The sequence below is a fragment of the Trinickia dabaoshanensis genome (assembly GCF_002879885.1).
In the GTDB taxonomy this organism is placed as follows: domain Bacteria; phylum Pseudomonadota; class Gammaproteobacteria; order Burkholderiales; family Burkholderiaceae; genus Trinickia; species Trinickia dabaoshanensis.
Window position 1 is genome coordinate 22,554 of sequence record NZ_PNYA01000004.1, and the last position, 23,662, is coordinate 46,215.

20 protein-coding genes and 1 pseudogene are annotated in these 23,662 nt (G+C 63.4%); 10 read left to right on the forward strand and 11 right to left on the reverse strand.

The features are described from left to right. Window positions 1-2: 2 nt before the first annotated feature. The 4 genes from C0Z18_RS05405 to C0Z18_RS05420 all read right to left on the reverse strand — a co-directional run bounded on the left by C0Z18_RS05405 (window position 3) and on the right by C0Z18_RS05420 (window position 4,986). The gene (locus C0Z18_RS05405; RefSeq protein WP_102644371.1) at window positions 3-2,066 is read right to left on the reverse strand and encodes an NADH:flavin oxidoreductase; all 2,064 of its coding nucleotides are present in this window, start codon (window positions 2,064-2,066) and stop codon (window positions 3-5) included. Between the two features lie 68 nt (window positions 2,067-2,134). After that, window positions 2,135-2,668: a DUF5943 domain-containing protein gene (locus C0Z18_RS05410; RefSeq protein WP_102644567.1), complete on the reverse strand. Its 534-nt coding sequence runs from the start codon at window positions 2,666-2,668 to the stop codon at window positions 2,135-2,137. 34 nt (window positions 2,669-2,702) lie between these two features. After that, on the reverse strand, window positions 2,703-3,674 hold the full coding sequence (locus tag C0Z18_RS05415; protein ID WP_102644372.1) for a dipeptidase: 972 nt from the start codon (window positions 3,672-3,674) through the stop codon (window positions 2,703-2,705). A 37-nt stretch (window positions 3,675-3,711) separates the two neighbouring features. Then, complete coding sequence (locus C0Z18_RS05420) at window positions 3,712-4,986, reverse strand: serine hydroxymethyltransferase (RefSeq protein WP_102644373.1); 1,275 nt, start codon at window positions 4,984-4,986, stop codon at window positions 3,712-3,714. A gap of 327 nt (window positions 4,987-5,313) precedes the next feature. Here C0Z18_RS05420 and C0Z18_RS05430 point away from each other — a divergent pair, with 327 nt between their 5' ends. Then, complete coding sequence (locus C0Z18_RS05430) at window positions 5,314-6,387, forward strand: GlxA family transcriptional regulator (RefSeq protein WP_408646964.1); 1,074 nt, start codon at window positions 5,314-5,316, stop codon at window positions 6,385-6,387. A 27-nt stretch (window positions 6,388-6,414) separates the two neighbouring features. Here C0Z18_RS05430 and pdxR (C0Z18_RS05435) read toward each other — a convergent pair whose 3' ends face one another. Further along, window positions 6,415-7,911 (reverse strand): MocR-like pyridoxine biosynthesis transcription factor PdxR, encoded by a 1,497-nt coding sequence (gene pdxR, locus C0Z18_RS05435; RefSeq protein ID WP_102644376.1) that lies wholly within the window; start codon window positions 7,909-7,911, stop codon window positions 6,415-6,417. 77 nt (window positions 7,912-7,988) lie between these two features. Here pdxR (C0Z18_RS05435) and C0Z18_RS05440 point away from each other — a divergent pair, with 77 nt between their 5' ends. Continuing rightward, complete coding sequence (locus C0Z18_RS05440) at window positions 7,989-8,759, forward strand: NAD-dependent epimerase/dehydratase family protein (RefSeq protein WP_102644377.1); 771 nt, start codon at window positions 7,989-7,991, stop codon at window positions 8,757-8,759. On the opposite strand, the gene C0Z18_RS05445 is transcribed toward C0Z18_RS05440, so the two are convergent. Beyond that, window positions 8,756-9,466: a TetR/AcrR family transcriptional regulator gene (locus tag C0Z18_RS05445; protein WP_233217099.1), complete on the reverse strand. Its 711-nt coding sequence runs from the start codon at window positions 9,464-9,466 to the stop codon at window positions 8,756-8,758. The two genes, C0Z18_RS05440 and C0Z18_RS05445, sit on opposite strands and share 4 nt — an antisense overlap. 36 nt (window positions 9,467-9,502) lie before the next feature. Between C0Z18_RS05445 and C0Z18_RS05450 the strand changes: the two genes are divergently transcribed. Continuing rightward, window positions 9,503-10,135, forward strand: coding sequence for a glutathione binding-like protein (locus tag C0Z18_RS05450; RefSeq protein ID WP_102644378.1), 633 nt, complete (start codon window positions 9,503-9,505; stop codon window positions 10,133-10,135). A 60-nt stretch (window positions 10,136-10,195) separates the two neighbouring features. Here the strand turns inward: C0Z18_RS05450 and C0Z18_RS05455 are convergent, their stop codons facing one another. Beyond that, window positions 10,196-10,675, reverse strand: coding sequence for a cupin domain-containing protein (locus C0Z18_RS05455; RefSeq protein WP_199189396.1), 480 nt, complete (start codon window positions 10,673-10,675; stop codon window positions 10,196-10,198). A gap of 93 nt (window positions 10,676-10,768) precedes the next feature. On the opposite strand from C0Z18_RS05455, the gene pdxR (C0Z18_RS05460) reads away from it, so the two are divergent. Further along, entirely contained in the window at window positions 10,769-12,235 is a 1,467-nt protein-coding gene (gene pdxR / locus C0Z18_RS05460) for a MocR-like pyridoxine biosynthesis transcription factor PdxR (RefSeq protein ID WP_102644379.1), read from the forward strand. Here pdxR (C0Z18_RS05460) and C0Z18_RS05465 read toward each other — a convergent pair. Then, on the reverse strand, window positions 12,232-12,639 hold the full coding sequence (locus C0Z18_RS05465) for a CBS domain-containing protein (RefSeq protein ID WP_102644570.1): 408 nt from the start codon (window positions 12,637-12,639) through the stop codon (window positions 12,232-12,234). The genes pdxR (C0Z18_RS05460) and C0Z18_RS05465 overlap by 4 nt on opposite strands. 229 nt (window positions 12,640-12,868) lie before the next feature. On the opposite strand from C0Z18_RS05465, the gene C0Z18_RS05470 reads away from it, so the two are divergent. Both C0Z18_RS05470 and dmeF read left to right on the forward strand, forming a co-directional pair. Next, window positions 12,869-13,141 carry a metal/formaldehyde-sensitive transcriptional repressor gene (locus tag C0Z18_RS05470; protein WP_102644380.1) on the forward strand — a complete coding sequence of 91 codons (273 nt, stop codon included), beginning with the start codon at window positions 12,869-12,871 and terminating at the stop codon, window positions 13,139-13,141. A 10-nt stretch (window positions 13,142-13,151) separates the two neighbouring features. Then, on the forward strand, window positions 13,152-14,168 hold the full coding sequence (dmeF, locus tag C0Z18_RS05475) for a CDF family Co(II)/Ni(II) efflux transporter DmeF (protein ID WP_102644381.1): 1,017 nt from the start codon (window positions 13,152-13,154) through the stop codon (window positions 14,166-14,168). Between the two features lie 41 nt (window positions 14,169-14,209). Here dmeF and fdhA read toward each other — a convergent pair whose 3' ends face one another. Then, window positions 14,210-15,406, reverse strand: coding sequence for a formaldehyde dehydrogenase, glutathione-independent (gene fdhA, locus C0Z18_RS05480; protein WP_102644571.1), 1,197 nt, complete (start codon window positions 15,404-15,406; stop codon window positions 14,210-14,212). Window positions 15,407-15,685: 279 nt separating this feature from the next. Here fdhA and betB point away from each other — a divergent pair, with 279 nt between their 5' ends. From betB to C0Z18_RS05495, 3 genes are read left to right on the forward strand one after another with little or no spacing between them, the layout of a single operon-like run. Next, window positions 15,686-17,164, forward strand: a complete 1,479-nt coding sequence (gene betB / locus C0Z18_RS05485) for a betaine-aldehyde dehydrogenase (protein WP_102644572.1) — start codon at window positions 15,686-15,688, stop codon at window positions 17,162-17,164. Between the two features lie 12 nt (window positions 17,165-17,176). Then, window positions 17,177-18,913, forward strand: a complete 1,737-nt coding sequence (gene betA, locus C0Z18_RS05490; protein WP_102644382.1) for a choline dehydrogenase — start codon at window positions 17,177-17,179, stop codon at window positions 18,911-18,913. Window positions 18,914-18,958: 45 nt separating this feature from the next. Then, window positions 18,959-20,404, forward strand: coding sequence for an MFS transporter (locus tag C0Z18_RS05495; RefSeq protein WP_102644383.1), 1,446 nt, complete (start codon window positions 18,959-18,961; stop codon window positions 20,402-20,404). Between the two features lie 45 nt (window positions 20,405-20,449). Here the strand turns inward: C0Z18_RS05495 and C0Z18_RS05500 are convergent, their stop codons facing one another. Beyond that, complete coding sequence (locus C0Z18_RS05500) at window positions 20,450-20,842, reverse strand: type II toxin-antitoxin system HicB family antitoxin (protein ID WP_102644384.1); 393 nt, start codon at window positions 20,840-20,842, stop codon at window positions 20,450-20,452. Between the two features lie 154 nt (window positions 20,843-20,996). Between C0Z18_RS05500 and C0Z18_RS05505 the strand changes: the two are divergent. Next, window positions 20,997-21,290, forward strand: a pseudogene (locus C0Z18_RS05505) (methyltransferase domain-containing protein); the annotation flags it as partial. Window positions 21,291-21,420: 130 nt separating this feature from the next. On the opposite strand, the gene C0Z18_RS05510 reads toward C0Z18_RS05505, so the two are convergent. Then, window positions 21,421-23,661 carry a xanthine dehydrogenase family protein molybdopterin-binding subunit gene (locus C0Z18_RS05510; protein WP_102644386.1) on the reverse strand — a complete coding sequence of 747 codons (2,241 nt, stop codon included), beginning with the start codon at window positions 23,659-23,661 and terminating at the stop codon, window positions 21,421-21,423. Between the last annotated feature and the right edge of the window lies 1 nt (window position 23,662).

Consider the following 23,662-nt stretch of genomic DNA (forward strand, 5'->3'; position numbering starts at 1 on the left):
GGTTAGAAGTCCTTACAAAGCCGCAGCGCGTCGTAAATCGCACCGTGGATATTGTGCATGGAGATGCAATCGCCGACGCGGAACAACAGGAAGCGGCCGTCGCCGAGCGTTTCCGACAGCGACGGCTGGGGCTCGGCCGCGAAGAGTTTGTTCACGTCGGTCTGCCCGCGATTCACCGATTCGGGCTTGAGCTTCCAGTAAAGCGAATCGTTGGGCGTGCTGCCGTTTTCGATCACGACTTGATCGACGGCACGTTCTTCTTGCTCCTCCGTATACTCGTTGCGCAGTACGGCGATCGTCTTGCCGTCTTCCTCGTAGACACGGTCGAGCCAATAGTTCGGCGTATGAATCACGCCTTGCGCATAGAGCCGCCGGTAGAAGATCGGGAAGGTCGTCCCGCCGCAATCGTCGGCCACCTTGACGTCGGGCGTCACGATCTCGACCTTCGAGCCGCGGCTCGAGATGAAGTCGGCCACGCCCGCGCCGGCGTGTGTACTTACACCGTCATAGACGAGCACGTTCTGTTTGGGCTCCACGCGGCCGGACAGGATGTCCCAAGAACTGACGGCGATGCCGTCGGCCACGCCCCAAGCCGCCACTTGATCGGAGAAAGCCCGGCCGCCGGTTGCCAATACGACGATGTCCGGCTTCTCGGCCATGATCGCGCTCACGTCGGCTTGCACGCCGAGCCGGCGATCCACGCCGAGACGCTTCGTCTCCATATCGAACCACCGGACGATCCCAGCCATTTGCTCGCGCTGCGGCGCCTTCGACGCCAGGACGATTTGGCCACCCACCTCGGTGTTCTTCTCGAACAGCACGACGTCATGACCGCGCGAGCGCGCCACGCGCGCCGCCTCCAATCCCGCGGGGCCCGCGCCGACCACGACGACCTTGCGCTTGGGCCCCCGCGATTTTTCGATGACATGCGGCATGGTGGCTTCGCGCGAGGTTGCCGCGTTCTGCACGCACAGCACGTCCAAGCCGTTGTATTGGCGATCGATGCAATAATTCGCGCCCACGCACTGCTTGATCTCGTCTTCGCGCCCGTCGCGAATCTTGATGACCATGTGCGGATCGGCGATCTGCGCACGCGTCATGCCGACGAGATCGATCATCCCCGACGCGAGCAAGCGCTCGGCTTGTCCGGCATCGCGAATGCTTTGCGCGTGCATGACCGGAACCTTGACGACCGACTTGATGCCGGCCGCGAGATGAACGAAAGGCTCGGGCGGCAAGGCCATCGGCGGCATGCAATTGGCGAGCGTATTGTGTGTATCGGCCCCGGAGCCGATGACGCCCAAATAATCGATGAGCCCTGTTTCCGACATCGCCTGCGCGATTTCCTTCAGTTGCTCGTGATCGAGCCCATCCTCGTGAAACTCGTCGCCGCACATGCGCAGGCCCACGACGAAGTCTGGGCCCACGGCTTCGCGCACGGCCGTCAATACTTCCACGCCGAAGCGCAGCCGGTTCGCGAGCGAGCCGCCCCATTCGTCGGTACGGAAATTCGTACGCGGGCTCCAGAATTGATCGATCAAATGCTGGTGGGCCGCGGAGATTTCGATGCCGTCCATGCCCGCCTGCCGCACGCGCTTGGCCGCGGCCGCGAAATCGCCGATGATGCGGCGGATTTCCTCGACCTCGATCGTCTTCGCATTGCCGCGGTGAACAGGCTCGCGCACGCCCGAGGGCGTCATCAGATGCGGCCAATGCTCGCCGTGGAAGGCCGAACGACGCCCCATATGGGTGGCCTGAATCATGATCTTCGCGCCGTGCCGATGCATCGCCTCGGCCAGCCGGTTCAACGGATCGATGACGCGATCGGTCGAAAGATTCACCGATTTCCACCACCCTTGGGGGCTATCGATCGACACGGGGCTCGAGCCGCCGCATACCGCCAAGCCGACGCCGCCCTTCGCCTTTTCCTCGTAATAACGGATATATCGATCGCCGGGCAATCCGCCGGGCTCCGCGTAGACTTCCGCATGCGCCGTGCTGACGATGCGGTTGCGCAGCGTCAGCTTGTTCAGCGTCATCGGTTTGAACAGATGGGGGTAGCGCATGTCGATCGACCTCGAGCGAATTCTTTAACGAGCCGTATTGCTAAATCACAAGATGTTTGCGCCGCGAACTAATTCGGCCGCGGCGAGACTTCGAAAACGCAATACGCGTGGCCCTCGCCCGCGCACTGCGTCTCCTTCGATTGCGAACGCGGAGCGTGATTGGCTTGCCCGGCCGTATCGTTGACCCAATCCATCGCTCCGGCGAACCAGCCGGCGAACATGTAGCAAAGCTTGCCTTCCTTCTCCGGCTGAGCCAGAACGAACGACGAATGACGCAATTCGATACGGGCGTGCGCGCGCGCCGGATCGGCCTCGGCGATCGTGAACAGCCCCCACCCGCGCTGCGAAAGGCGTTTCAAGTAGTGCTCGAACACGGCCATGCCGGCGAGCCCATGTTGCTTCGCTTCCTTGTCGCACCAGTGATAGGCCGATTTGTAGCCGGCGCGATAGAGGATCTCGGCGTAAGCGTCGCGCCCGAGCGCCTCTTCGACGGCGACGTGGTTATTCGTGAAGAAATGGCGCGGCACGTAAAGCATCGCCAGCGCGTCGGTCGTCCAGACGCCCGTATCGGGATCGACGTCGATCGGAAGTTGCGGTTGCATCAAGTGGTCCTCGTTCGAAATCAATAGCGGTGCGTCACGCGCCCCATACTTCGCCAAATACCCGCACCCAGTTTTCGCCCATGATTTTGCGAATGCGCGTTTCGCTCCATCCGGCGCGCTCCATGGCGGCGGTCAGGTTCGGAAACTCGCCGATCGTGCGGATGCCCTCGGGATTGACGACCTTGCCGAAGTTCGTCAAACGGCGATAACGGCCCTTGTCGTGCGTGAGCCAATCGAAGAAATCGACGCTGTAACCCTGCGTGAAATCGGTGCCGATCCCGACGGCGTCCTCGCCGATCAGGTTCACGACGTAATCGATGGCTTCGATGTAGTCCTCGACCGTCGCATCGATGCCGCGCTTCAAGAACGGCGCGAACATCGTGACGCCGACGAAACCGCCCGCGTCGGCGATCTCCTTCAGTTGCGCATCGCTCTTGTTGCGCGGATGCTCTTTGAGGCCCGAGGGCAGGCAGTGCGAATAGCAGACCGGCTTTTTCGAAAACGCGATCGCCTCCGATGACGTGTTGCCGCCGACGTGCGACAGATCGACCATAATCCCCACGCGGTTCATCTCGGTGATCACTTCGCGGCCGAAATCGGACAGGCCGCCGTCGCGCTCGTAGCACCCGGTGCCGACCAGGTTTTGCGTGTTGTAGCAAAGCTGCACGACACGCACGCCCATGTCGTGGAACGCCTCGACATAGCCGAGGTTGTCCTCGAACGCATGCGCGTTTTGAAAGCCGAGGATGATCCCCGTCTTGTTCTCGCGCTTGGCGCGCAAGATGTCGCCGGTCGTGCGCACGAGCGTCAGGATTTCGCTGTGCTCGCGGATTTGCTGCTTCATCAGCGCAATGTTGTCGACGGTCTTCGGAAAGCTTTCCCAAACGGAAACCGTACAGTTGGCGGCGGTGATGCCGCCTTTGCGCATGTCCTCGAACACCGAGCGCTCGAACTTGGATATGTTCAAACCGTCGATGACGATGCTGTTTTCATGAAGAGTGGACATCGATTGCTCCTGGCTTGGGCGGGTCGAGTGGAAGCGGTCAATAGATGGGGAAGCGTTCGCACAGCGCGAAGATTTCGCGCCGCACGCGTTGCTCGGTTTGCGCGTCGCCTTCGGGGTGACGCGTCAACGCCTCGAACACCTCCAGAATCAGCCGCCCGATCTGCTCGAATTGCGCCACGCCGAAGCCGCGCGTGGTGCCGGCCGGCGTACCCAATCGAATACCCGACGTCACCGTCGGCTTTTCCGTGTCGAACGGGATGCCGTTCTTGTTGCAGGTAATGCCGGCGCGCTCGAGCGCCGTTTCCACCTGCGTGCCCTTCAATCCCTTCGGCCGCAGATCGACGAGCAACAGATGGTTGTCGGTCCCGCCCGTCACCAAATCGACGCCGCCTTCTCGCAATACCGCGCCGAGCGCTTGCGCGTTCGCCAAAACGCGATCGATATAACCCTTGAAGCTGTCTTCGAGCGCCTCGCCGAAGGCCACGGCCTTACCTGCGATCACATGCATGAGCGGGCCGCCCTGCAAGCCGGGGAACACGGCCGAGTTGATCTTCTTGGCGATGTCCTCGTCATTCGTCAGCACAAAGCCGCCGCGCGGCCCGCGCAGTGTCTTGTGCGTCGTGGAGGTCACGACGTGCGCATGTTCGATCGGATTGGGGTGGCGGCCGGCCGCGATAATGCCCGCGATATGCGCCATGTCGACCATGAGCTTAGCCCCGACGCTATCGGCAATCGCACGGAACCGCGCGAAGTCCAATGCGCGCGGATAGGCGGAAAAGCCCGCAATGATTAGGCTCGGGCGGTGTTCGGCCGCCAGCGCTTCGATCTGGTCGTAATCGATCAGCATCGTGTCCCGGCTCACGCCGTACTGCACGGCGTTGAACCACTTGCCCGACAACGCGGGCTTGGCGCCGTGCGTCAGGTGCCCGCCCGCATCGAGCGACATCCCGAGCACCGTGTCGCCGGGCTTGGCCAGCGCGAGCATGACCGAACCGTTGGCTTGCGCGCCGGAATGCGGCTGCACGTTCGCATACCCTGCGCCGAACAGCCGCTTCACGCGCTCGATCGCGAGCGCCTCGACCTCGTCGACGAACTCGCAGCCGCCGTAGTAGCGCTTGCCCGGATAGCCCTCGGCGTATTTGTTGGTCAACACCGACCCTTGCGCTTCGAGCACGGCGCGCGAAACGATGTTCTCCGATGCGATCAACTCGACTTGCGACTGCTGCCGCTCGAGTTCCCGAAGCACGGCCGCGCGCACGGGGGCATCGCGGTCGGCAAGCGTCTGCGTGAAAAACGGCTCTGAATTCGACATGGCTTATCCGTAATGAAGGCGCGGCGCACGCTAGTGGCTCGGCGCCGCCGATGTTCGTTGGCGACGGCTCTATTCTTGTCGCTCGCCCTTTTTGCGGATTGACGAATTCAGACGCGTTCTTTACCTTTTCCGACACGCGCGTCCGTTTTGGACAAGTCCGATGCGCCGGGCCGCGCTCGCCTTGCGATGCAGCACGGTTGCACCGTGATCAGGCCGAGTTCGGCTCCCATTGGGGCAGCCGCGCACGACCGCGGTGCAACATCGGACACCTAATCAGCCGGGTATAGGGTTAAGCCGTATGGCATGCTTGTTGCCCTGGAATCCACAATGAAACGCGCCGGCTCGGCGGTAGCCGCAGCAGCTTTAGATCGGATTCCAAGGAACGTCCCCATGTCCCCTGACCGCACTGCATCGCTGTCGAACTTCGCGTTTATGGCCTTGCCGAACTTCACGATGATCGCGTTCTCGAATGCGGTCGAAGTGCTTAGGATGGCTAATTATCTGAGCGGCCAGACGCTTTATCGATGGTCGGTCGTCAGTCCCGACGGCGGGCCGGTTATGGCCAGCAACGGGTTGGCCGTCGAGACGGCGCCGGTGTCCTCGCTCGAGCAGCAACCCGACGTCGTCTTCGTCTGCGGCGGCGTCGACGTCCAACACTCGACGACTAGCGCGCATTTGTCCGAACTGCGCCGTTTCGCGCGTTCGGGCGTCGCGCTCGGCAGCCTGTGCACGGGTACTTATGCGCTCGCGCGCGCGGGTTTGCTCGATGGCTACGCCTGCGCCATCCATTGGGAAAACATGTCGGCGCTCAAAGAGGAATTTCCGGGCACGCGTTTTCTGAAGGAGCTCTTCGTCGTCGACCGCGACCGTATCACCTGCACGGGCGGCGTCGCTCCGCTCGACATGATGCTGCATTTGATCGCGCCGCGTATCGGCACGCCTCGCGTCACGCAAATCGCCGAACAGTTCATCGTCGAACATGTGCGCGATACGAGCGCGCAGCAAAGGATGCCGCTCGTGGCACGCCTGGGCTCGGCGAACAAATCGTTGTTCGAAGTCATCGCGCTGATGGAAAACAATATCGAAGAGCCGTTATCGCGCGAGGAACTCGCGCGGCTCGCGAACATGTCGCAACGGCAGCTACAGCGGCTGTTCCGCGAACATCTGGGCATGACCCCGACGCATTACTACTTGACGCTGCGCTTGCGCCGCGCGCGCGAACTGCTGCTGCAAACGGACATGTCGATCATGCACATCACGATGGCGTGCGGCTTTCAATCGGCCTGCCACTTCAGCAAAAGCTATCGCGATGCGTTCGGCACCGCGCCAACGCGCGAACGCCGCAAACAGGTCGCACCGCTCGCACGCCCGACTGCAGCCGTTCTCGAGTTGCACGTTTGAAGCCCGGCCGCGCGCACCGCGCCGGCATCAACCGAGCGCCCACGCCTCGTGCAAGCGCCTCGCAATGACGCTCGCCTCGCGGGCCGACGTCACGTTCGTGAATCCCATCAACACGCCTTTGTCGCGCGCGCCCGCACCCGCGTTCGCGTAACGTTCCGATAGCGGCTGGCAATTCAAGCCTGCCTGTTGTGCGCGGCGCGCGAGCGTGCGATCCGTTGCACGGCCGCGAACACGCACGATCAAGTGCATGCCGCCGCGAGTCTGATCGATTTCGATCCGCTCGCCGAACGCGGTACGCAATGCTTGCGCCAGCCAATTGCGACGTTGCGCGTACAGCAGTCGCATCTTCTTCAAATGGCGCGCGAAGTGGCCCTGCTCGAGAAAATCGGCGACCACCGCTTGCATCATGCGCGCTCCGCTGCCTGGGGCTATGCGCGCGGCCACCGCGAAGCGCGGCACGAGCGCATCGGGCACGACGAGATAACCGAGCGATAGCGCGGGAACGAGCGTCTTCGAAAAGCTGCCGGCGTAGAGCACGCGGTCGCCCGAATCGAGGCTCTTCAGCGCCGGCAGCGTCGGGCCCTCGTAGTGAAACTCACCGTCGTAATCGTCCTCGAAGACCCAAGCCCTCGCCTTGGCAGCCCATTCGAGCAGCGTCAACCTGCGCGCGACAGTCATCGAGACGCATAGCGGCGCCTGATGCGACGGCGTGACGACGGCCAAGCGCGCATCGGGGGCAAGCGCGCGCCCCTGCGCGACCACGAGCCCCTCATCGTCCACCGGGACCGGCGCCACCGCCATCGATGCGCGTTCGAGCACCGCGCGCGTCGGCGGATAGCAAGGGTCTTCGATCCATACGGCGTCGCCCGGCGCGAGCAGCGTGGTGGCGGCAAGCGCTAGGCCGGCGCGATAGCCGGACGTCACGAATACTTGACGCGGCCGGCACGCGACGCCGCGCGAAACGAGTAAGTACGCGGCGATCGCTTGTTTCAGCGCGAGCTCGCCGGATGGATCGCCGTACCCGAAATCGGCGGGCAAAGTAGCGCGTGCGCGGCGCCCGGCGAGCCTCGACCAAATCTTGCGCGGAAACGCGTCCAACGCGGGGATGCCCAGTTGAAGCGGCGGCGGCGGATCCGGCGCGGTCGCGGTCGCGGCTTCATGTTGATCGACCATCGTCGAAGCGGCGGCCCGGCCTGCGCCATGGGCGCGTGCAAGGACACGAGGCACGATCGACAGGTTCGGCGAAACAATCGTCCCGGCCGGCCCCCGCGCCAACAAGTAGCCCTCTCCCGCAAGCCGCTGATACGCCGCCTCCACCGTTCCGCGCGCCACGCCGAGTTCGCTCGCCAGTACCCGGGCCGACGCGACGCGCGCCCCGGGCGTGAGCGCGCGCGTATCGATCGCGGCGCGGATCCGTTCGTAGATCTGCAACGCGAGCGGCACGCGATTGCGCCGGTCGATTCGCGCAACGGGCCCATCGTTATCCACGCCCTCGCGAATCGCTCGTTTCGATGGCCTAGTCATTTTGTCTAGTTTTGGTTCTTTCCAGTGGTGCATCGCTCGGACACACTGGCCGTCAGTGTACAGCGGAGGAACGGACCATGAACGAAAAGGTATTTTTGGCTGGGGCGGCCGGAGCGATCGGCACCGCGCTGACGCCGTTGCTCGTCGAGTTCGGCTATGAGGTGTACGGCACCACACGCCGGTTGGACCGAACCGATGCCATTCGCGCGGCCGGCGCGCATTCGGTACTCGTCGATATATTCGACCGCGAAACGCTAGCCAACACGATCGAATGCATTCAACCGTCGATCGTGATTCATCAATTGACCGATTTGCCGCCGGCGCTTGCACCGAATTTGATGAGCGAGGCGGTTGTCCGCAACGCGCGAATTCGTAGTGAAGGCACGGCCAATCTCGTATCGGCCGCGCGTGCGGCCGGGTGCAAGCACGTTGTCGCCCAAAGCATCGCATGGGCCTATGCGCCAGGGGTCGCCCCATACGACGAATCCCACCCGCTCGATATCGACGCGCAGGGGGCGCGCGCCGTAACGGTCGTCGGCGTGGCAGCGCTCGAGCGCTGGGTATTGAGTATGAATGAAGCGGGCGGCGTCGGCACCGTGCTGCGCTACGGCAACCTATACGGCCCCTGCACCGGCCGCGACGCACCCGAAGGCGCAAGCCCGTTGCATGTCGAGGCGGCCGCATGGGCCGCGTTGCTCGCCGTCCAGCATCCCATGGGCTGTCCATTCAACATCGCGGAAGACGGCGCGCAGGTCACGAGCGAAAAGGCCAAACGGGCGCTCGGCTGGCGGCCCGATATGCGGCTCGCCGAACCGCACACGGCTCAATCGCGATACGCCGCGCGCTAACCGCCCTGCTTGCCTTCGCGTTTCGGCATGCCGGCGCCGCATATCATGGCGACGCCGGCCTCGGCCGTCGCGCGCAGCACCGCACGCTCGTCGCCCGCGCGCGAACGTATGGCCATCGAATGCAAAATGGACGATGCGATCCTCGCGAGCAACACGGGATCGGCATGCGCGGGTAACTCCCCGCTGTGCTGCGCGCGTACGAGCCGTGCCTCGAACGAGCGATCGAACACCCGCAACCCGTCGGCGAGAATCCGACGAACTTGCTCGTCGTGGAACGCCTCGGCGACCGCCGTGCCGGTGAGAAAACACCCGGTGGGCGTGTCGCTCGAGCGATAGTAGAGCGCCAATGCGAGGTCGTACACGCGCATCAAAGCCGCATCGAGCGGCAAGTCGCTGCCCAATACCTCGTTCATCGCCGCGAGGCTGACTTCGATATAACGCTCCAGCGTGGACAGATAAAGCGCGTGCTTATCGCCGAACGCGCCGTACAAGCTCGGCCGATTCATGCCCATCGCCGCGCTCAATTCGTCCAACGTCGTCGCGCTGTACCCGCCCTGCCAGAACGTATCGCGCGCACGTGTGAGCGCATCGGACACATCGTATGCGCGCGGCCGGCCGCGCGTGCGCTTAGGCTCCGCGGTTGAGCCTTCCTTCTTTTTTTGTACCATGATGAACAAAAATGCTTGACCGTCCAGAATTTTGTTCACTATAGTACAAAAACCAATCTACGAAGGGGACGAGACATGGAGTTGTACTTTTCACCGCTGGCTTGCTCGCTTGCCACGCGGATCGCGTTCTACGAAGCCGGTTACGAGGCCACGTATCGGCAGGTCGACACGAAGCGCAAGCGGTTGCAGGACGGCACCGACTTTTACGAGGTCAACCCGCTCGGACAAGTGCCGGTGTTGCGCACCGACGATGGTGAGCTTTTGTTCGAGAATGCCGCGATCTTGCCTTACGTGGCCGATCGTTTTCCATCTGCCAACCTCGCGCCGAGCGGCGGCTTGGAACGCGCGCGCCTGCATCAGTGGCTCGGATTCATCGGCACCGAATTGCACAAGGCCGTGTTCGTGCCGGTACTGGACCCGAGCGCGAACGAGGACGTCAAGCGCTATGCGCGCGAAGATATACCGTTGCGGATGCAACGACTTCAGACCCACCTCGCCACGCGCGAATGGCTGCTCGACGCATTTAGCGTAGCCGATATCTACCTAGCCGTCGTTCTGAATTGGGCCCGCTATTGCGAGGTCGATCTTTCGCCGTGGCCGGCCGTGCTGGCTTTCTTCAAGCGCATGTCGTTACGCCCCGCCACGGCGCGAGCATTCGCCGAGGAATTCGAGCTTTACGGCTTGGAATTAAAGCGCGCAAACACCTAAGCTTGCATGCATCGCGGCGCCGGGTGCACGCCGCGGCGCTTCAATCGGCTGAAAGCGGCTTCAATCGATCAGATCTTGCACCGCCAAGCCGTTTGCTTCGCAGTACTGACGATAGGCGGCCAACTGCGTCGATGCGCCCACGCGGTTGCGCACGCTGCCGTCCGCGCCGATGAATTCCACCTCGCCGTACACCACCACCATGACGGTCAACGGCACGTCACCCACCACCTTCCACCAGTCGGTATTGCCCGGCGGCTCGAACACGTACTGCCCCGGGCCGATCCGCTCTCCCGTGCAAAGCAAGCGTTCGCCCTCGAGATTGAAAGCGTGAATCGCCCCCGTGTGCCGATGCAGCGGCATGATGGCACCCGGGCTCATCCGCATCAATTCCACGAAGCCGCTGCCGTCGGAGAAGAACCGCAGCGGCTTCCACGACTTGACGGGAGACTCGGGAATCCAAGGCATATCGGGCGCGCTGGCGATACGCGCGGGCAGATATTCGATCGGGGATGCGGGCAGTTGCAGCTCGGCGTGACTCATGACGGTGGCTCCAATAAACGTCGACCAAAGGCCGTATGAGTCGTACTTTAGCGATACACTGGACCACAATTTGATCCAGTTTTCGACCATTTAATGGAACCAGTTTTCGAATTTCCGATCGAGCTCGGCAAGCGCGGCCCGGGCAGCCGTGTGCAGCGCTTGCATCAGCAATTGCGCGCCGCGATCATCGAGCGACGCCTCGCCGCCGGAACGCGGATGCCGTCCACCCGGCGCGTCGCGCAAGCCTATGGTGTCGCACGCAATACGGTTATCGCCGCGTACGACCTGCTCATGGCGGAAGGGTTTATCGTCACGCGAGCGGGAGCCGCCGCCGAAGTGGCCGACGTCGCGACGCGAGCCGACACCGGCACGAGCAAGCGGCAGCGTCGGCTCGCCCTTCGTCCGCCAGCGATGGCGTGGCACAAGGCGCCCGGCGCAACGAGCGAACGCGTCACCGTATCGCGCACCTTCGAATTGGGAATTCCAGAGCATCGCTGGTTTCCGTCCGACATCTGGCGCCGTGCGCTTCTGCGTTCGACGAGCCTCGCCCTTGCCGACGCTTTCGGCTACCCCGCCCCGGAAGGCCGGCCGCTGTTGCGCGAAGCGATCGCTCAGCACGTCGCTTACGCGCGTGCCGTCGTCTGCACGGAAAGCGATGTGGTCGTGACCTCGGGCGCGCAGCAAGCGTTCGATTTGCTCGCACGCGTGCTCGTCACGCGCGGACAAACGAAAGTGGCCGTCGAAGACCCAGGCTATCCGCCGCTGCGAGCCGCCCTATCCGCAGCCGGTGCGCAACTGGTGCCGATACCGGTGGACGACGAAGGGCTGGTGGTCGAGCGATTGCCGCCCGATGTGCGGATCGTCTGCGTCACCCCGTCCCATCAGTTTCCGACGGGCGTTGCGATGTCGCTTGCGCGCCGGCGCGCGCTGCTCGATTTCGCGCAACGCCATAGGGCCGTCGTCATCGAGGACGACTATGACGGCGAGTTCCGCTACGGCACTCAGCCGCTCGATGCGTTGCAAATGCTCGATCGAAACGAGAAAGTCATTTACGTCGGCACGTTTTCGAAGAGCCTTTTTCCCGCGCTGCGGCTCGGTTATGTCGTGGCGCCGCCCTGGCTCATGAAGACGCTCGCAGCCGCCAAACAAAACGCCGATAACGGCGGCAACGTGGCCGTGCAAGAGGCATTGGCGCGCTTTATTCTCGACGGTCATCTTGCCCGGTACACGCGCCGGATGCGCAAGCGGTACGCGCGGCGCCGAGACACGCTGCTGGCGGCGATAGAACGCGAACTCGGCGAGTGGCTCATACCGGTCGTGCCCGATGCGGGCATCCATCTGTACGCACGGTATCGCGATCGGAGACAAGCGAAACGTATCGCCTCGGTCGCGGCGCACTATGCGATCGGCGCGCAAACCTCGGGCGATTTCCTGCTGGGGCGCGATGCCTCCGCCGGCCCCGCCGCGGACGCGGGCATCGCATTCGGATTCGGGTGCATCGACGAAGACGAGATCGAAGCATCGATCGCGCGCTTCGCGCATGCGATGGCGCGCGCTTAAGCGGCTCGCGGGTCCGTTCTCAAGACGTCGCGCCAACTGACGATCCCGATCGGCCGGAACGAGCCGTCGACGATCGGAATACAAGAGATCGGGTTTGCCAACAGCAGCGCGATGGCATCGGCCACCGTGGCCTCGGCGGTGAGCGTGACGGGTTTGCGCGACATGATTTGATGCACGCGCTTGCCGAGCGTACCCAAGTCCCTCGCGTTTTCGACGACGCTATCGATGAAAGGACTCAGCGCCGACAGCAAATCGCGGTCGGACACCACGCCTTGCAGGACGCCATCGTCCACCACGAGCAAGTGGTGAAAGTTCGCGTGATGAAAGATCTCGCGCACCGTCGCCAACGTCTCGTCGAAACCGACGGTCACGAGGCGGGTCGTCATGAGTTCGCTTACGTACATGGTCATCTTCGTTCGTCTTCTCGCTCAATAGGCGGATACCCGCGCAACGCGGCCAAACATTGTATCAATCCTGCCTCGCAAAACGAGATTTCGCGAACAAATCGACCCGGCTGTGAGCCAAATGCACCACGTTACTCGATATTGGCTCCCGCCGTTCGGATCGTCCGCTTAGCATAGCCCCCTAGGGTATTGCGCTATACTCCCGGCGGCCAGCAAAGGGAGCCCAAACATGAGCCATACGATCCGCGAGAAGCAAAAGCTTCTCAATCGCGTGCGTCGAATCAAAGGACAGATCGAAGGCATCGAACGCGCGCTCGAGCAAGAGCGCGGCTGCATCGACGTACTCCAGCAAATCACGAGTTGCCGAGGGGCCATGAACGGGCTCCTCGCCGTCGTCCTCGAAGACCACATCAAGACCCATCTCGTCGACGCGGAACCCGCCGACGAACACGGCAGCGGCACCGAGCAGTTGATCGAAGTCGTTCGCAGCTACTTCAAGTAAGGGGAATGCGATGAGCGAATTCGAGAACGTCGCGTTCGGCGCGGGGCACGACCACATTTTCCTCGGCGCCGCACACGAGGAAAACGAGCGCAGAACATGGATGGTGATCGGGCTGTGCAGCGCGATGATGGTGGCCGAGATCGTCGGCGGCACGTGGTTCGGGTCGCTTGCGCTCGTGGCCGACGGCCTGCATATGTCCACTCACGCGGGTGCGATGCTGATCGCCGCAATGGCCTATACCTATGCGCGCCGGCATGCAAGCGATCCTCGCTTCGCGTTCGGGACGGGAAAGCTCGGCGATCTCGCCGGGTTCTCGAGCGCGATCGTCCTGGCCATGATCGCTGCGCTCATCGGCTACGAAGCGATCGCCCGCATTCTCGCCCCGGTACCGATTCGGTTTAGCCAGGCGATTCCTATCGCCGTCGTTGGCCTGCTCGTCAATCTCGCCAGCATCTGGCTGCTGAGCGGGGATCATCATGGACATGGACATGGACATGGGCACGGGCACGAGCATGGTCACGACCACGGGCACGGGCATGGTCACGATCACGACGATCATCACGAGCACGCAGACGAAGCCCACGCTGCAACGGTTCGCGATCACAACATCCGCTCGGCGTACGTGCACGTCATCGCCGACGCCGCCGTCTCCGTGCTCGCCATCGTCGGCCTGATACTGGCCCGTTCATTCTCCTGGTACTGGATGGACCCGCTCGCCGGGATCATCGGCGCACTCGTGATCGCGAACTGGTCGTGGGGATTGATGCGCGATACGGGCGGCATCTTGCTCGATATGAATCCGGATCGGCGCATGGCCGAGAACGTCCGCCGCGTCGTCGAACAGCACGGCGACACGGTGCTCGACTTGCACGTCTGGCGCGTCGGCCCGGGACATTTGAGCGCGATCGTCTCGGTGGCGACGGACGATACCGAGCGCAACCCGAGCTTCTATCACGCTGCGCTGGCAACGTTCAACGGGCTATCGCACGTAACGGTGGAAGTGAACCGCCGGCAAGCGCTTGCTTGACCGGCACCGGCCGGCGATTCCCTACCCGGTTAGACGGGCCATTACGCGGCCTTGAGCATCCCGTGCGGGTCGATGACGAACTTGCGCGGGGCGCCGCCATCGAATGCGCGATACCCTTCGGGCGCCTGCTCGAGCGAGATGACGGTCACGTTGACGATCTTGGCGATCGGCAGCTTGTCCCACAAGATCGCTTGCATCAAGTTGCGGTTGTACTTCATCACCGGCGTTTGCCCCGTGTGGAACGAGTGCGACTTCGCCCAACCAAGGCCGAAGCGCAAGCTCAGGCTACCGCGCCGCGCAGCCGCATCCGTCGCGCCCGGATCGTCGGTCACGTAAAGCCCCGGGATGCCGATCGCCCCGGCCGGGCGCGTGATTTCCATCAGCGAATTCAGCACCGTCGCGGGTGCCTCTTGCGTATGGGCGTTGCCGTGACCGTGAGCCTCGAATCCGACGCAATCCACCGCGCAATCGATCTCGGGTGTGCCCAGAATCTGCTCGATTTGCTCGCCCAGCGAAGCGTCGAGCGACAAGTTGACGGTTTCGAAGCCCATCGCCTTGGCATGCGCGAGCCGCTCTTCGTTCATATCGCCGACGATCGTCACCGCCGCGCCGAGCAACCGCGCCGAAGCGGCGGCCGCCATCCCCACCGGCCCCGCCCCCGCGATGTAGACGGTCGAGCCCGGTTTGACGCCCGCGGTCACCGCGCCGTGGTAACCCGTCGGCAAAATGTCCGATAGGCAAGTCAGATCGCGGATTTTCGACAGAGCTTGATCGCGATCGGGAAACTTCAGCAGATTGAAATCGGCGTACGGCACGAGGACGTATTCGGCCTGACCGCCGATCCATCCGCCCATATCCACGTAACCGTATGCACCGCCCGCGCGCGACGCGTTCACGTTCAAGCACACGCCCGTGTGCTGCTCCTTACACATCTGGCAGCGGCCGCATGCAACATTAAACGGCACCGAAACCACATCGCCGACCCTGAGCGTCTCCACGTCCCGCCCCACCTCGATCACCTCACCCGTGATCTCGTGGCCCAGCACGAGCCCTTCCGGCGCCGTCGTCCGCCCTCGCACCATATGCTGGTCGGAGCCGCAGATATTCGTGCTGACGACTTTCAAAATCACGCCGTGCTGGATCGCGCGGCCGTTCGGATCGACCATCTTCGGATAGTCGATCGACTCCACCTGCACCTTGCCCGCCCCTTGATACACGACACCTCGGTTGCTGCTCATCGTATTCGTCTCCTTTCGTCTCGATCGCCGAAAAGCGATCACCATTGCGGCGGAGTCCACGGGCGGCAGGTGCAGGACGCGCAGGTGCCGGCCGGTCTCCTCCGTTGCCGCTTGCAGCGTAGTCCGCAACGCACTGCGGCGATCGTACAAAACGCGACACGGGCTTGCTAGAACCCGACACGCAGGGCGCGATACCGCCCTTATCGATTGAACGCCAGACGTAAAACGCCTATCGTTGGAGCCTTCGAATGACTGACGAAGCTTCTTGGAGAAATGCCGATGAATCCGTCCTCCGTCTACGGTCCGCAGCGCCTGTACATTGGCGGGACCTACGTCGAAGCCACGTCGGGCGAGCACTTCGAGACGTTCGATCCCGCCACGGGCGAACGCCTGGCGACGGTTGCGCAAGCGAGCCGCGACGATATCGAGCGCGCCGTGGTCTCGGCGCGCGAAGGGCAGCGGCAATGGGCGGCCATGAACGCCATGGCGCGCTCGCGCATCTTGCGCCGCGCCGTCGAGTTGCTGCGCGCGCGCAACGACGAACTGGCCGAACTCGAAATGCGCGACACGGGCAAGCCCATCGCCGAGACGCGCGCGGTCGATATCGTGACGGGCGCGGATGTCATCGAATACTACGCGGGCCTTGTGCCCACGATCGAGGGCCGCCAAATCCCGTTGCGCGACGATTCGTTCGTCTACACACGGCGTGAACCCTTGGGCATCTGCGCGGGTATAGGCGCTTGGAACTACCCGATTCAAATCGCGTGCTGGAAGTCCGCGCCCGCCCTAGCCGCGGGTAACGCGATGATTTTCAAGCCCAGTGAAATCACGCCGCTGTCGGCGTTGAAGCTGGCCGAGATCTATACCGAAGCCGGTGTGCCGGCCGGCGTATTCAATGTCGTCCAAGGCGGCGGCGCGGTCGGCGCGATGCTGGCCGAACATCCGGACATCGCGAAGGTCTCGTTCACGGGCGGTGTCGAGACGGGCAAGAAAGTGATGTCTATGGCCGGCGCATCGTCGTTGAAGGAAGTGACGATGGAGCTTGGCGGCAAATCCCCGTTGATCGTATTTGCCGACGCCGATCTCGAACGCGCCGCCGATATTGCGGTCACCGCGAATTTTTTCAGTGCCGGTCAGGTATGCACGAACGCCACGCGCGTGTTCGTGCAGCGTTCGGTCATGACCCGGTTCGAGGCACTGGTCGCGGAACGCGTGAAGCGCATCCGCGTAGGCAAGCCATCCGATCCCGATACGAACTTCGGGCCGCTCGCGAGCGCCGCCCAACTCGACAAGGTGCTCGGCTACATCGAACACGCGAAGCGCGAAGGCGCTCGTCTAGTGGCGGGCGGTATGCGCCTCGCCGAAGGTCATTTCGCGCATGGGCAGTACGTGGCGCCCACGGTGTTCGGCGAGTGCCGCGACGACATGCGTGCCGTACGCGAGGAAATCTTCGGCCCCGTGATGTGCCTGCTCGCATTCGATGAGGAAAACGACGTCGTCGAGCGCGCCAATGCGACCCATTACGGGCTCGCGGCAGGCGTCGTCACCGAAAACCTCGCGCGCGCCCACCGAGTGATCCATCGTTTGCAAGCCGGTATTTGCTGGATCAATACGTGGGGCGAATCGCCGGCGGAAATGCCCGTGGGCGGCTATAAACAATCGGGCGTGGGCCGCGAAAACGGCATCGACACGCTCGAGCATTACACTCAGATCAAATCGGTGCAGGTCGAACTCGGCCCCTACCGGCCCGTGTTCTGAAGGAGAGCGCTCGTGAGTGCCAAGGAATACGACTACATCATCGTCGGCGCGGGCTCGGCCGGCAACGTGCTGGCCACGCGGCTGACCGAGGACGCGGGCGTCACCGTGCTGCTGCTCGAAGCGGGCGGCCCCGATTACCGCTTCGACTTCCGCACCCAAATGCCGGCGGCGCTCGCCTATCCGCTGCAAGGGCGGCGCTACAACTGGGCCTATGAAACGGAGCCCGAGCCGCATATGAACCACCGCCGCATGGAGTGCGGCCGGGGCAAGGGGCTTGGCGGATCGTCGTTGATCAACGGCATGTGCTACATCCGCGGCAACGCGCTCGACTACGACGGCTGGGCGTCGAATAAGGGGCTCGAGAACTGGCGCTACCTCGATTGCTTGCCCTACTTCAAGAAAGCGGAAACGCGCGACGCCGGGCCCAATGCGTACCATGGCGGCGACGGCCCCGTGCACGTCACGACGAGCAAGCCCGGTAACAACCCGCTCTTCGGCGCGATGGTCGAAGCCGGCGTGCAAGCGGGCTACGCGCGGACCGACGATCTGAACGGTTACCGGCAAGAGGGCTTCGGCCCGATGGACCGCACGGTCACCGCGCGCGGGCGTCGCGCGAGCACGGCGCGCGGCTACCTCGACCAAGCACGGCAACGGCCGAACCTGACGATCGTCACGCATGCGCAAGCCGATCGTGTTTTATTCTCGGGCAAGCGCGCCACGGGCGTGGCTTACTTGCATCAAGACACGAACGTGACGGCCCATGCGCGGCGCGAGGTGCTCGTGTGTTCGGGCGCGATCGCCTCGCCCCAACTGCTGCAACGTTCGGGCGTCGGTCCCGGCGAATGGCTCAGCGAACTGGACATACGGATCGTGCTCGATCTCCCGGGCGTCGGCCGGAATCTGCAGGATCATCTCGAGATCTACATGCAGTACGAGTGCAAGGAGCCCATCTCGCTCTATCCCGCGTTGCAGTGGCACAACCAGCCCGCGATCGGATTGGAATGGCTCGTCAACGGGACCGGTATCGGCGCAAGCAATCAGTTCGAAGCGGGCGGCTTCATTCGAACGCGCGACGACGACCCTTGGCCGAACATTCAATACCATTTCCTGCCGATCGCTATCAACTACAACGGCTCCAACGCGATCAAGATGCACGGCTTTCAGGCGCATATGGGTTCGATGCGCTCCCCCAGCCGTGGACGAATTCGGCTGCGTTCGCGCGATCCGCGCGTCCATCCGAGCATCTTGTTCAACTACATGGCCGAGCCGCTCGATTGGCGCGAGTTTCGCGACGGCATCCGCGCGACGCGGGAGATCATCGCGCAACCCGCACTCGATCGATATCGCGGACGCGAGCTGAGCCCCGGGGCCGATCTGAAAAGCGATGCGGAACTCGACGCATTCGTGCGATCACACGCGGAGACGGCTTATCACCCATCGTGCTCGTGCGCGATGGGATATGACGAGATGTCGGTCGTCGATGCCGAAGGTCGCGTGCATGGTATCGATGGGCTGCGGGTGGTCGACGCCTCGATCATGCCTCGCATCACAACCGGCAATCTGAACGCGCCGACGATCATGCTCGCCGAGAAGATCGCCGATCGCATTCGAGGCCGTGCGCCGCTGCCCAGCGTCGAGGTGCCGTATTACGTGGCGAACGGGGCGCCCGCGCGAGCGGGAGCGCCTGCGCGTATGCCTGCGTCCGATGCCGCAAAGGCCCTGCGATCGACGGCGAACGTCGTGAGTTAGTCCCAACGCATTCCCACCGGCCTCTCATTCGGAGCGCAGCCCGCCATGCCGAAAGCCCAATTAGCGACGCCGCTTCGCGCAAGCGCCGCCGCTCGACTCGAACGCCTGCCGTTTTCGTCGTATCACCGCTTGCTGTTCGTCGTCATTGCCCTCGCCTTTTTCTTCGACTCTGTCGATCTCGGCACGATGACGTTCGTGCTGGGCTCGATCAAGAAAGAGTTCGGTTTGAGCACGGCGGCAGCCGGTCTCGTTGCAAGCGCGAGCTTCTTCGGCATGGTGGCGGGAGCGGCGGTGGCAGGCTTGCTTGCCGACCGTTTCGGGCGGCGGCCCGTGTTCCAATGGAGCATGGTGCTCTGGGGCATCGCCTCGTATCTCTGTTCGACGGCGCATAGCGTCGAAGCACTCATCGTCTACCGCGTCTTGCTCGGTATCGGCATGGGGATGGAGTTTCCGGTCGCGCAGGCATTGCTGTCTGAATTCGTGCCGGCCCGGTCACGCGGCCGCTTGATCGCGCTGATGGACGGATTCTGGCCGCTCGGGTTCATTACGTCGGGGGTCGTCTCTTACTTCGTTCTGCCGGGCTTCGGTTGGCGCACTGTCTTCGCACTGCTCGCGATTCCGGCCGTATTTGTTTTGGTCGTCCGCCGCATCGTTCCCGAGTCGCCGCGCTGGCTCGAGCATCATGGCCGCGTGCGCGAAGCGCAATCGGTGCTCGCCTCGATCGAAGCGAAAGTCATGCGCGCTTGCAGACTTCGTGAATTACCCGCGCCGGTCATCGACGCGGGTCCGCCGCCGGCGTTGCGGCAACGAGGCGCATTCCGCGAGATATGGAGCGCGACCTATCGCAGCCGCACGATCATGGTTTGGACGCTCTGGTTCTTTGCGCTGCTCGGGTTTTACGGCCTAACCTCTTGGCTCGGCGCACTCATGCAGCAATCCGGTTTCGCGGTGGCCAAATCGGTGCTCTATACGGTTTGGATTTCGCTCGCGGGCATTCCGGGCTTTCTCTGCGCCGCATGGCTCGTCGAGCGCTGGGGACGTAAGCCGACCTGCGTGGCGTCGCTCACGGGCGGGGCGGTGATGGCCTACGTCTACGGACAAACCGCATTGCACGGCGCGAGCGTCGCGCTGATCATTTGCGCCGGGCTGGCCATGCAGTTCTTTTTGTTTGGAATGTGGGCGGCGCTCTATACCTACACGCCCGAGCTTTACGGTACGGGCGCCCGTGCGACGGGTTCGGGATTCGCGTCGGCGATCGGGCGTGTCGGATCGTTGATCGGGCCGTACGCGGTGGGCGTCGTGCTGCCGACGTTCGGGCAAAGCGGCGTGTTCTCGCTGGGCGCGTGTTCGTTCGCGCTCGCCGCGATCGCGGTCGCGACGATGGGTATCGAGACGAAGGGGCTCGCGCTCGAGGCGCTCGGCCAGGCCGATCCCGAAGCATCGAACGCGAACGAGTACGTCGCCGCGTTCGATGAGGCGCGGGGAGGCTAATCGGCGATCGCGCGGCCATGGGGCTCGCGATGGCGCGACGGACCATCAGCGCGCGGTCATTTCATGCTCGGCAGCGAGCGCGAGAAACGCGGAGCGTGACATTCGGCGTTCGCGAGCCGCCTCATCGATTTGTTGGACGAGCCGCTCGGGAAGGCTGATATTGAGTCGAACTGCTTTCCCGTTGATGCGCGAGAGGTCGATATCGAACAACATCCAAACGCCGCCTTCGTATTGCGGGTCGTGAGCCAGACGCTCGAGCGGGGTCGGCTCGGGAACGCTCTCATCACCATCGGAAAAATGCGCTTCGACCGCTTCCTGCACCGCGCTCGGTAGATCCTCCCATTCGTCCGCCGCCGCGAAACAGCCGGGGAAATCGGGAAACGTTACGCCGTGCGAATGCTTGGCATCGCCAACGTGGACATAAAGTGGATAGAGCATTTCGAGCTCCTTCTATCTTCTATTGTGTAATCATACACAACGAACAGTCTCCAGCGTGGCGCCGGAAGCGTCGGTGCCAAGTGGTGCTCGATAATCCGGCAATGCACCGTCACTTTCGACGAGAGACAGATCGATCTAAAAACCGAGGCTTCACATGCCCAACACCGGCAACTCAAACGAATCGACCGGCCGGGAAGCGTATTCTCAGTTCGCCGAACGTTACGCCGAATTCGCGCCGACCAAAGCCCATAACGCGCTCTACGAACGCCCTGCAACGATGGCCCTAGTGGGCGACGTGCATGGCCTGGCGGTGTTGGACGCCGGGTGCGGTCCCGGCATTTGCAGCGAGCATCATGCGCGGCAAGGAGCGTCGGTACACGCGTTCGACGTGACGCCTGAGATGGTCGAGTTGGCTCGCAAACACTGCGAAGGCTTAAAAGTGAACGTCGTCGAGCCGCAGCCCTTGAAAGAGATGAAGGCGAAGTCGGAACGCCTGTACGCCGAGCTATCCCACTCGCCCGCCTTCATCTGCATCCGCGCTCGATGCTGACCGCGGCTCGACAATCACAACACGCGCATCACGCCTGCTTCAACTGCGTCCCAACCGGCAGCTTGCGCACGCGCGTACCCGTCGCCGCGTAAATCGCGTTCGTCACGGCCGGCGCGAGCGCCGCGGTACCGGGCTCGCCGATGCCTCCCGGCGCTTCGGTACTCCGCACGATGTGCACTTCGATCGGCGGCGTCTCGTTCATCCGCAGCACGCGATAGTCGGTGAAGTTCGATTGCTCGACGCGCCCGTCCTTCAGCGTAATCTCGCCATAAAGCGCCGCACTGATACCGAACACCACCCCGCCTTCGATCTGCGCCTCGATCGTCTTGGGGTTCACGGTCATACCGCAATCGACCGCACACACCACGCGTTTAACGGTGACTTGCCCGTCATGATCGACCGCCACGTGCGCCACCATCGACAAATAGCTGCCGAACGCATGCATGACCGAGACGCCGCGGCCCTCGCCCTTCGGCAACGGTTGCCCCCAACCGGCGGCACGCGTCGCCACCTCGAGCACGTTCGCCGCACGCGGCGACTTCTCTTTCAGCAGATCGCGCCGGTATTGCACGGGGTCGATACGCGCTTGAACCGCTAGCTCGTCGATAAAGCTTTCGACGACGAACGTGCCGCGCGTCGCACCCACACCGCGCCAAAACGCCGTCGGCACCGTGCGCGGCTCCTGACGGACATAGTCCACCCATTGATTCGGAATCGCATACGGCAGTTGCGCGGCCACCTCGACGGCATCCGAATCGACGCCGTTCTCGACGGCGCCGGGCGCGAATCGCGAAAGGATCGACGAGCCGACGATGCGATGCCGCCACGCGATGGGCCGCCCGTCGTCGTCGAGTGCCGCCGAGATGCGGTCGTAGTAGTACGGCCGATACATATCGTGCTGAACGTCTTCCTCGCGTGTCCAGAACACTTTGACGGGCGTATCCACCTGCTTACCGATTTCAAGCGCCTGCGCGATCATGTCGACTTCGAGCCGCCGCCCGAATCCGCCGCCGATCAAATGGTTATGCACCGCGATCTTTTCAATCGGCAAACCCGTCGCTTTTTGCGCAGCCTGCGCGGCGAATCCCGGCACCTGCGTGCCGACCCAAATATCGCAGCCATCGCGCCGCACGTGGACGGTGCAATTCATCGGCTCCATCGTCGCGTGCGCGAGAAAGGGCTGCTCGTAGACGGCATCGATGCGATGCTTGGCCGTACCGAACGCTTTGTCCGCGTCGCCTTCCTTGTGCGCAACGGCGCCGTTCTTTTGCGCGGCGCTCGCGAGGTCGTCGACGATATCCTTTGTCGACAACGTCGAGCCCTCGCCTCCGTTCCACTTCACGTCGAGCGCCGCGGCGCCGCTTTTCGCCGCCCAGGTATGGTCTCCGACCACCGCAACCGCGTCTTTTAGCTTGACCACTTGCCGAACGCCGCTGACTTTCTTGGCATTCGTCTCATCGACGCTCGCCAGCGTTCCGCCGAGCACAGGACAGTGCACGATGGCGGCATAGCGCATCCCGGGTACATGTGCATCGAACCCGAAGCGGGCGGCCCCATCGGCTTTTTGCGGAGAATCGAGCCGGTTGGTCGGCTTGCCCACGAGCGTGAATTGCTCGGGGCTCTTGAGCTTGATCTCGCTCGGCACCGGCATCTTCGCGGCGGCATCGACGAGCGCTCCGTAGCCAATGCGGCGCCCCGACGAAACGTGCACCACGGTGCCTTGCTCCGCTCGGCACGTCGCGGCATCGACCTTCCATCGCTGCGCAGCCGCGGCGACGAGCAGCGCGCGTGCCGTCGCGCCCGCTTCCCGCATCGGCTGCCAGGCATAGCGGATCGAGGTCGAGCCTCCCGTCAGTTGTCCGCCGCCGAGCAGCGGATCGCCGTATAGCTTTGCATTCGGCGGCGCATGATCGAGCGCGACGCTTTGCAGCGGCACCTCCAACTCCTCCGCGATCAGCATCGGAATGGCCGTATAAACGCCTTGCCCCATCTCGACCTTGGGCATGATCAGCGTGACCAAGCCCTTGCGATCGATTTGAACGAACGCATTCGGCTCGAACACGCCGGCAGGCAACGCCGGCGGGGCGTCGCCGATCTTCACGCCCGCGCGGTGCGCGGATTGCGCGGCGGCGGACACGCTGAAGCCGAGCAACAACCCGCCACCCGCGGCCGCACCCACCGACACGCCGAATTTGAGGAAGGTACGGCGCGATACACCGGCGTTCGAGGTTGCCCGCACTCGCCCGGCATCAAGGAGACCTTGGGACATA

Excerpts from the sequence above, each read along its gene's own strand:
- C0Z18_RS05465 (WP_102644570.1), bottom strand. The coding sequence starts at position 12,639 with ATGTACGTAAGCGAACTCATGACGACCCGCCTCGTGACCGTCGGTTTC.
- C0Z18_RS05510 (WP_102644386.1), bottom strand. The coding sequence starts at position 23,661 with ATGTCCCAAGGTCTCCTTGATGCCGGGCGAGTGCGGGCAACCTCGAAC.
- C0Z18_RS05405 (WP_102644371.1), bottom strand. The coding sequence starts at position 2,066 with ATGCGCTACCCCCATCTGTTCAAACCGATGACGCTGAACAAGCTGACG.
- C0Z18_RS05455 (WP_199189396.1), bottom strand. The coding sequence starts at position 10,675 with ATGAGTCACGCCGAGCTGCAACTGCCCGCATCCCCGATCGAATATCTG.
- dmeF (WP_102644381.1), top strand. The coding sequence starts at position 13,152 with ATGAGCGAATTCGAGAACGTCGCGTTCGGCGCGGGGCACGACCACATT.
- pdxR (WP_102644379.1), top strand. The coding sequence starts at position 10,769 with ATGGAACCAGTTTTCGAATTTCCGATCGAGCTCGGCAAGCGCGGCCCG.
- C0Z18_RS05500 (WP_102644384.1), bottom strand. The coding sequence starts at position 20,842 with ATGCTCTATCCACTTTATGTCCACGTTGGCGATGCCAAGCATTCGCAC.
- fdhA (WP_102644571.1), bottom strand. The coding sequence starts at position 15,406 with ATGAGCAGCAACCGAGGTGTCGTGTATCAAGGGGCGGGCAAGGTGCAG.
- C0Z18_RS05415 (WP_102644372.1), bottom strand. The coding sequence starts at position 3,674 with ATGTCCACTCTTCATGAAAACAGCATCGTCATCGACGGTTTGAACATA.
- C0Z18_RS05430 (WP_408646964.1), top strand. The coding sequence starts at position 5,314 with ATGAAACGCGCCGGCTCGGCGGTAGCCGCAGCAGCTTTAGATCGGATT.
- C0Z18_RS05495 (WP_102644383.1), top strand. The coding sequence starts at position 18,959 with ATGCCGAAAGCCCAATTAGCGACGCCGCTTCGCGCAAGCGCCGCCGCT.
- pdxR (WP_102644376.1), bottom strand. The coding sequence starts at position 7,911 with ATGACTAGGCCATCGAAACGAGCGATTCGCGAGGGCGTGGATAACGAT.
- C0Z18_RS05450 (WP_102644378.1), top strand. The coding sequence starts at position 9,503 with ATGGAGTTGTACTTTTCACCGCTGGCTTGCTCGCTTGCCACGCGGATC.
- betB (WP_102644572.1), top strand. The coding sequence starts at position 15,686 with ATGAATCCGTCCTCCGTCTACGGTCCGCAGCGCCTGTACATTGGCGGG.
- C0Z18_RS05410 (WP_102644567.1), bottom strand. The coding sequence starts at position 2,668 with ATGCAACCGCAACTTCCGATCGACGTCGATCCCGATACGGGCGTCTGG.
- C0Z18_RS05470 (WP_102644380.1), top strand. The coding sequence starts at position 12,869 with ATGAGCCATACGATCCGCGAGAAGCAAAAGCTTCTCAATCGCGTGCGT.
- C0Z18_RS05420 (WP_102644373.1), bottom strand. The coding sequence starts at position 4,986 with ATGTCGAATTCAGAGCCGTTTTTCACGCAGACGCTTGCCGACCGCGAT.
- C0Z18_RS05440 (WP_102644377.1), top strand. The coding sequence starts at position 7,989 with ATGAACGAAAAGGTATTTTTGGCTGGGGCGGCCGGAGCGATCGGCACC.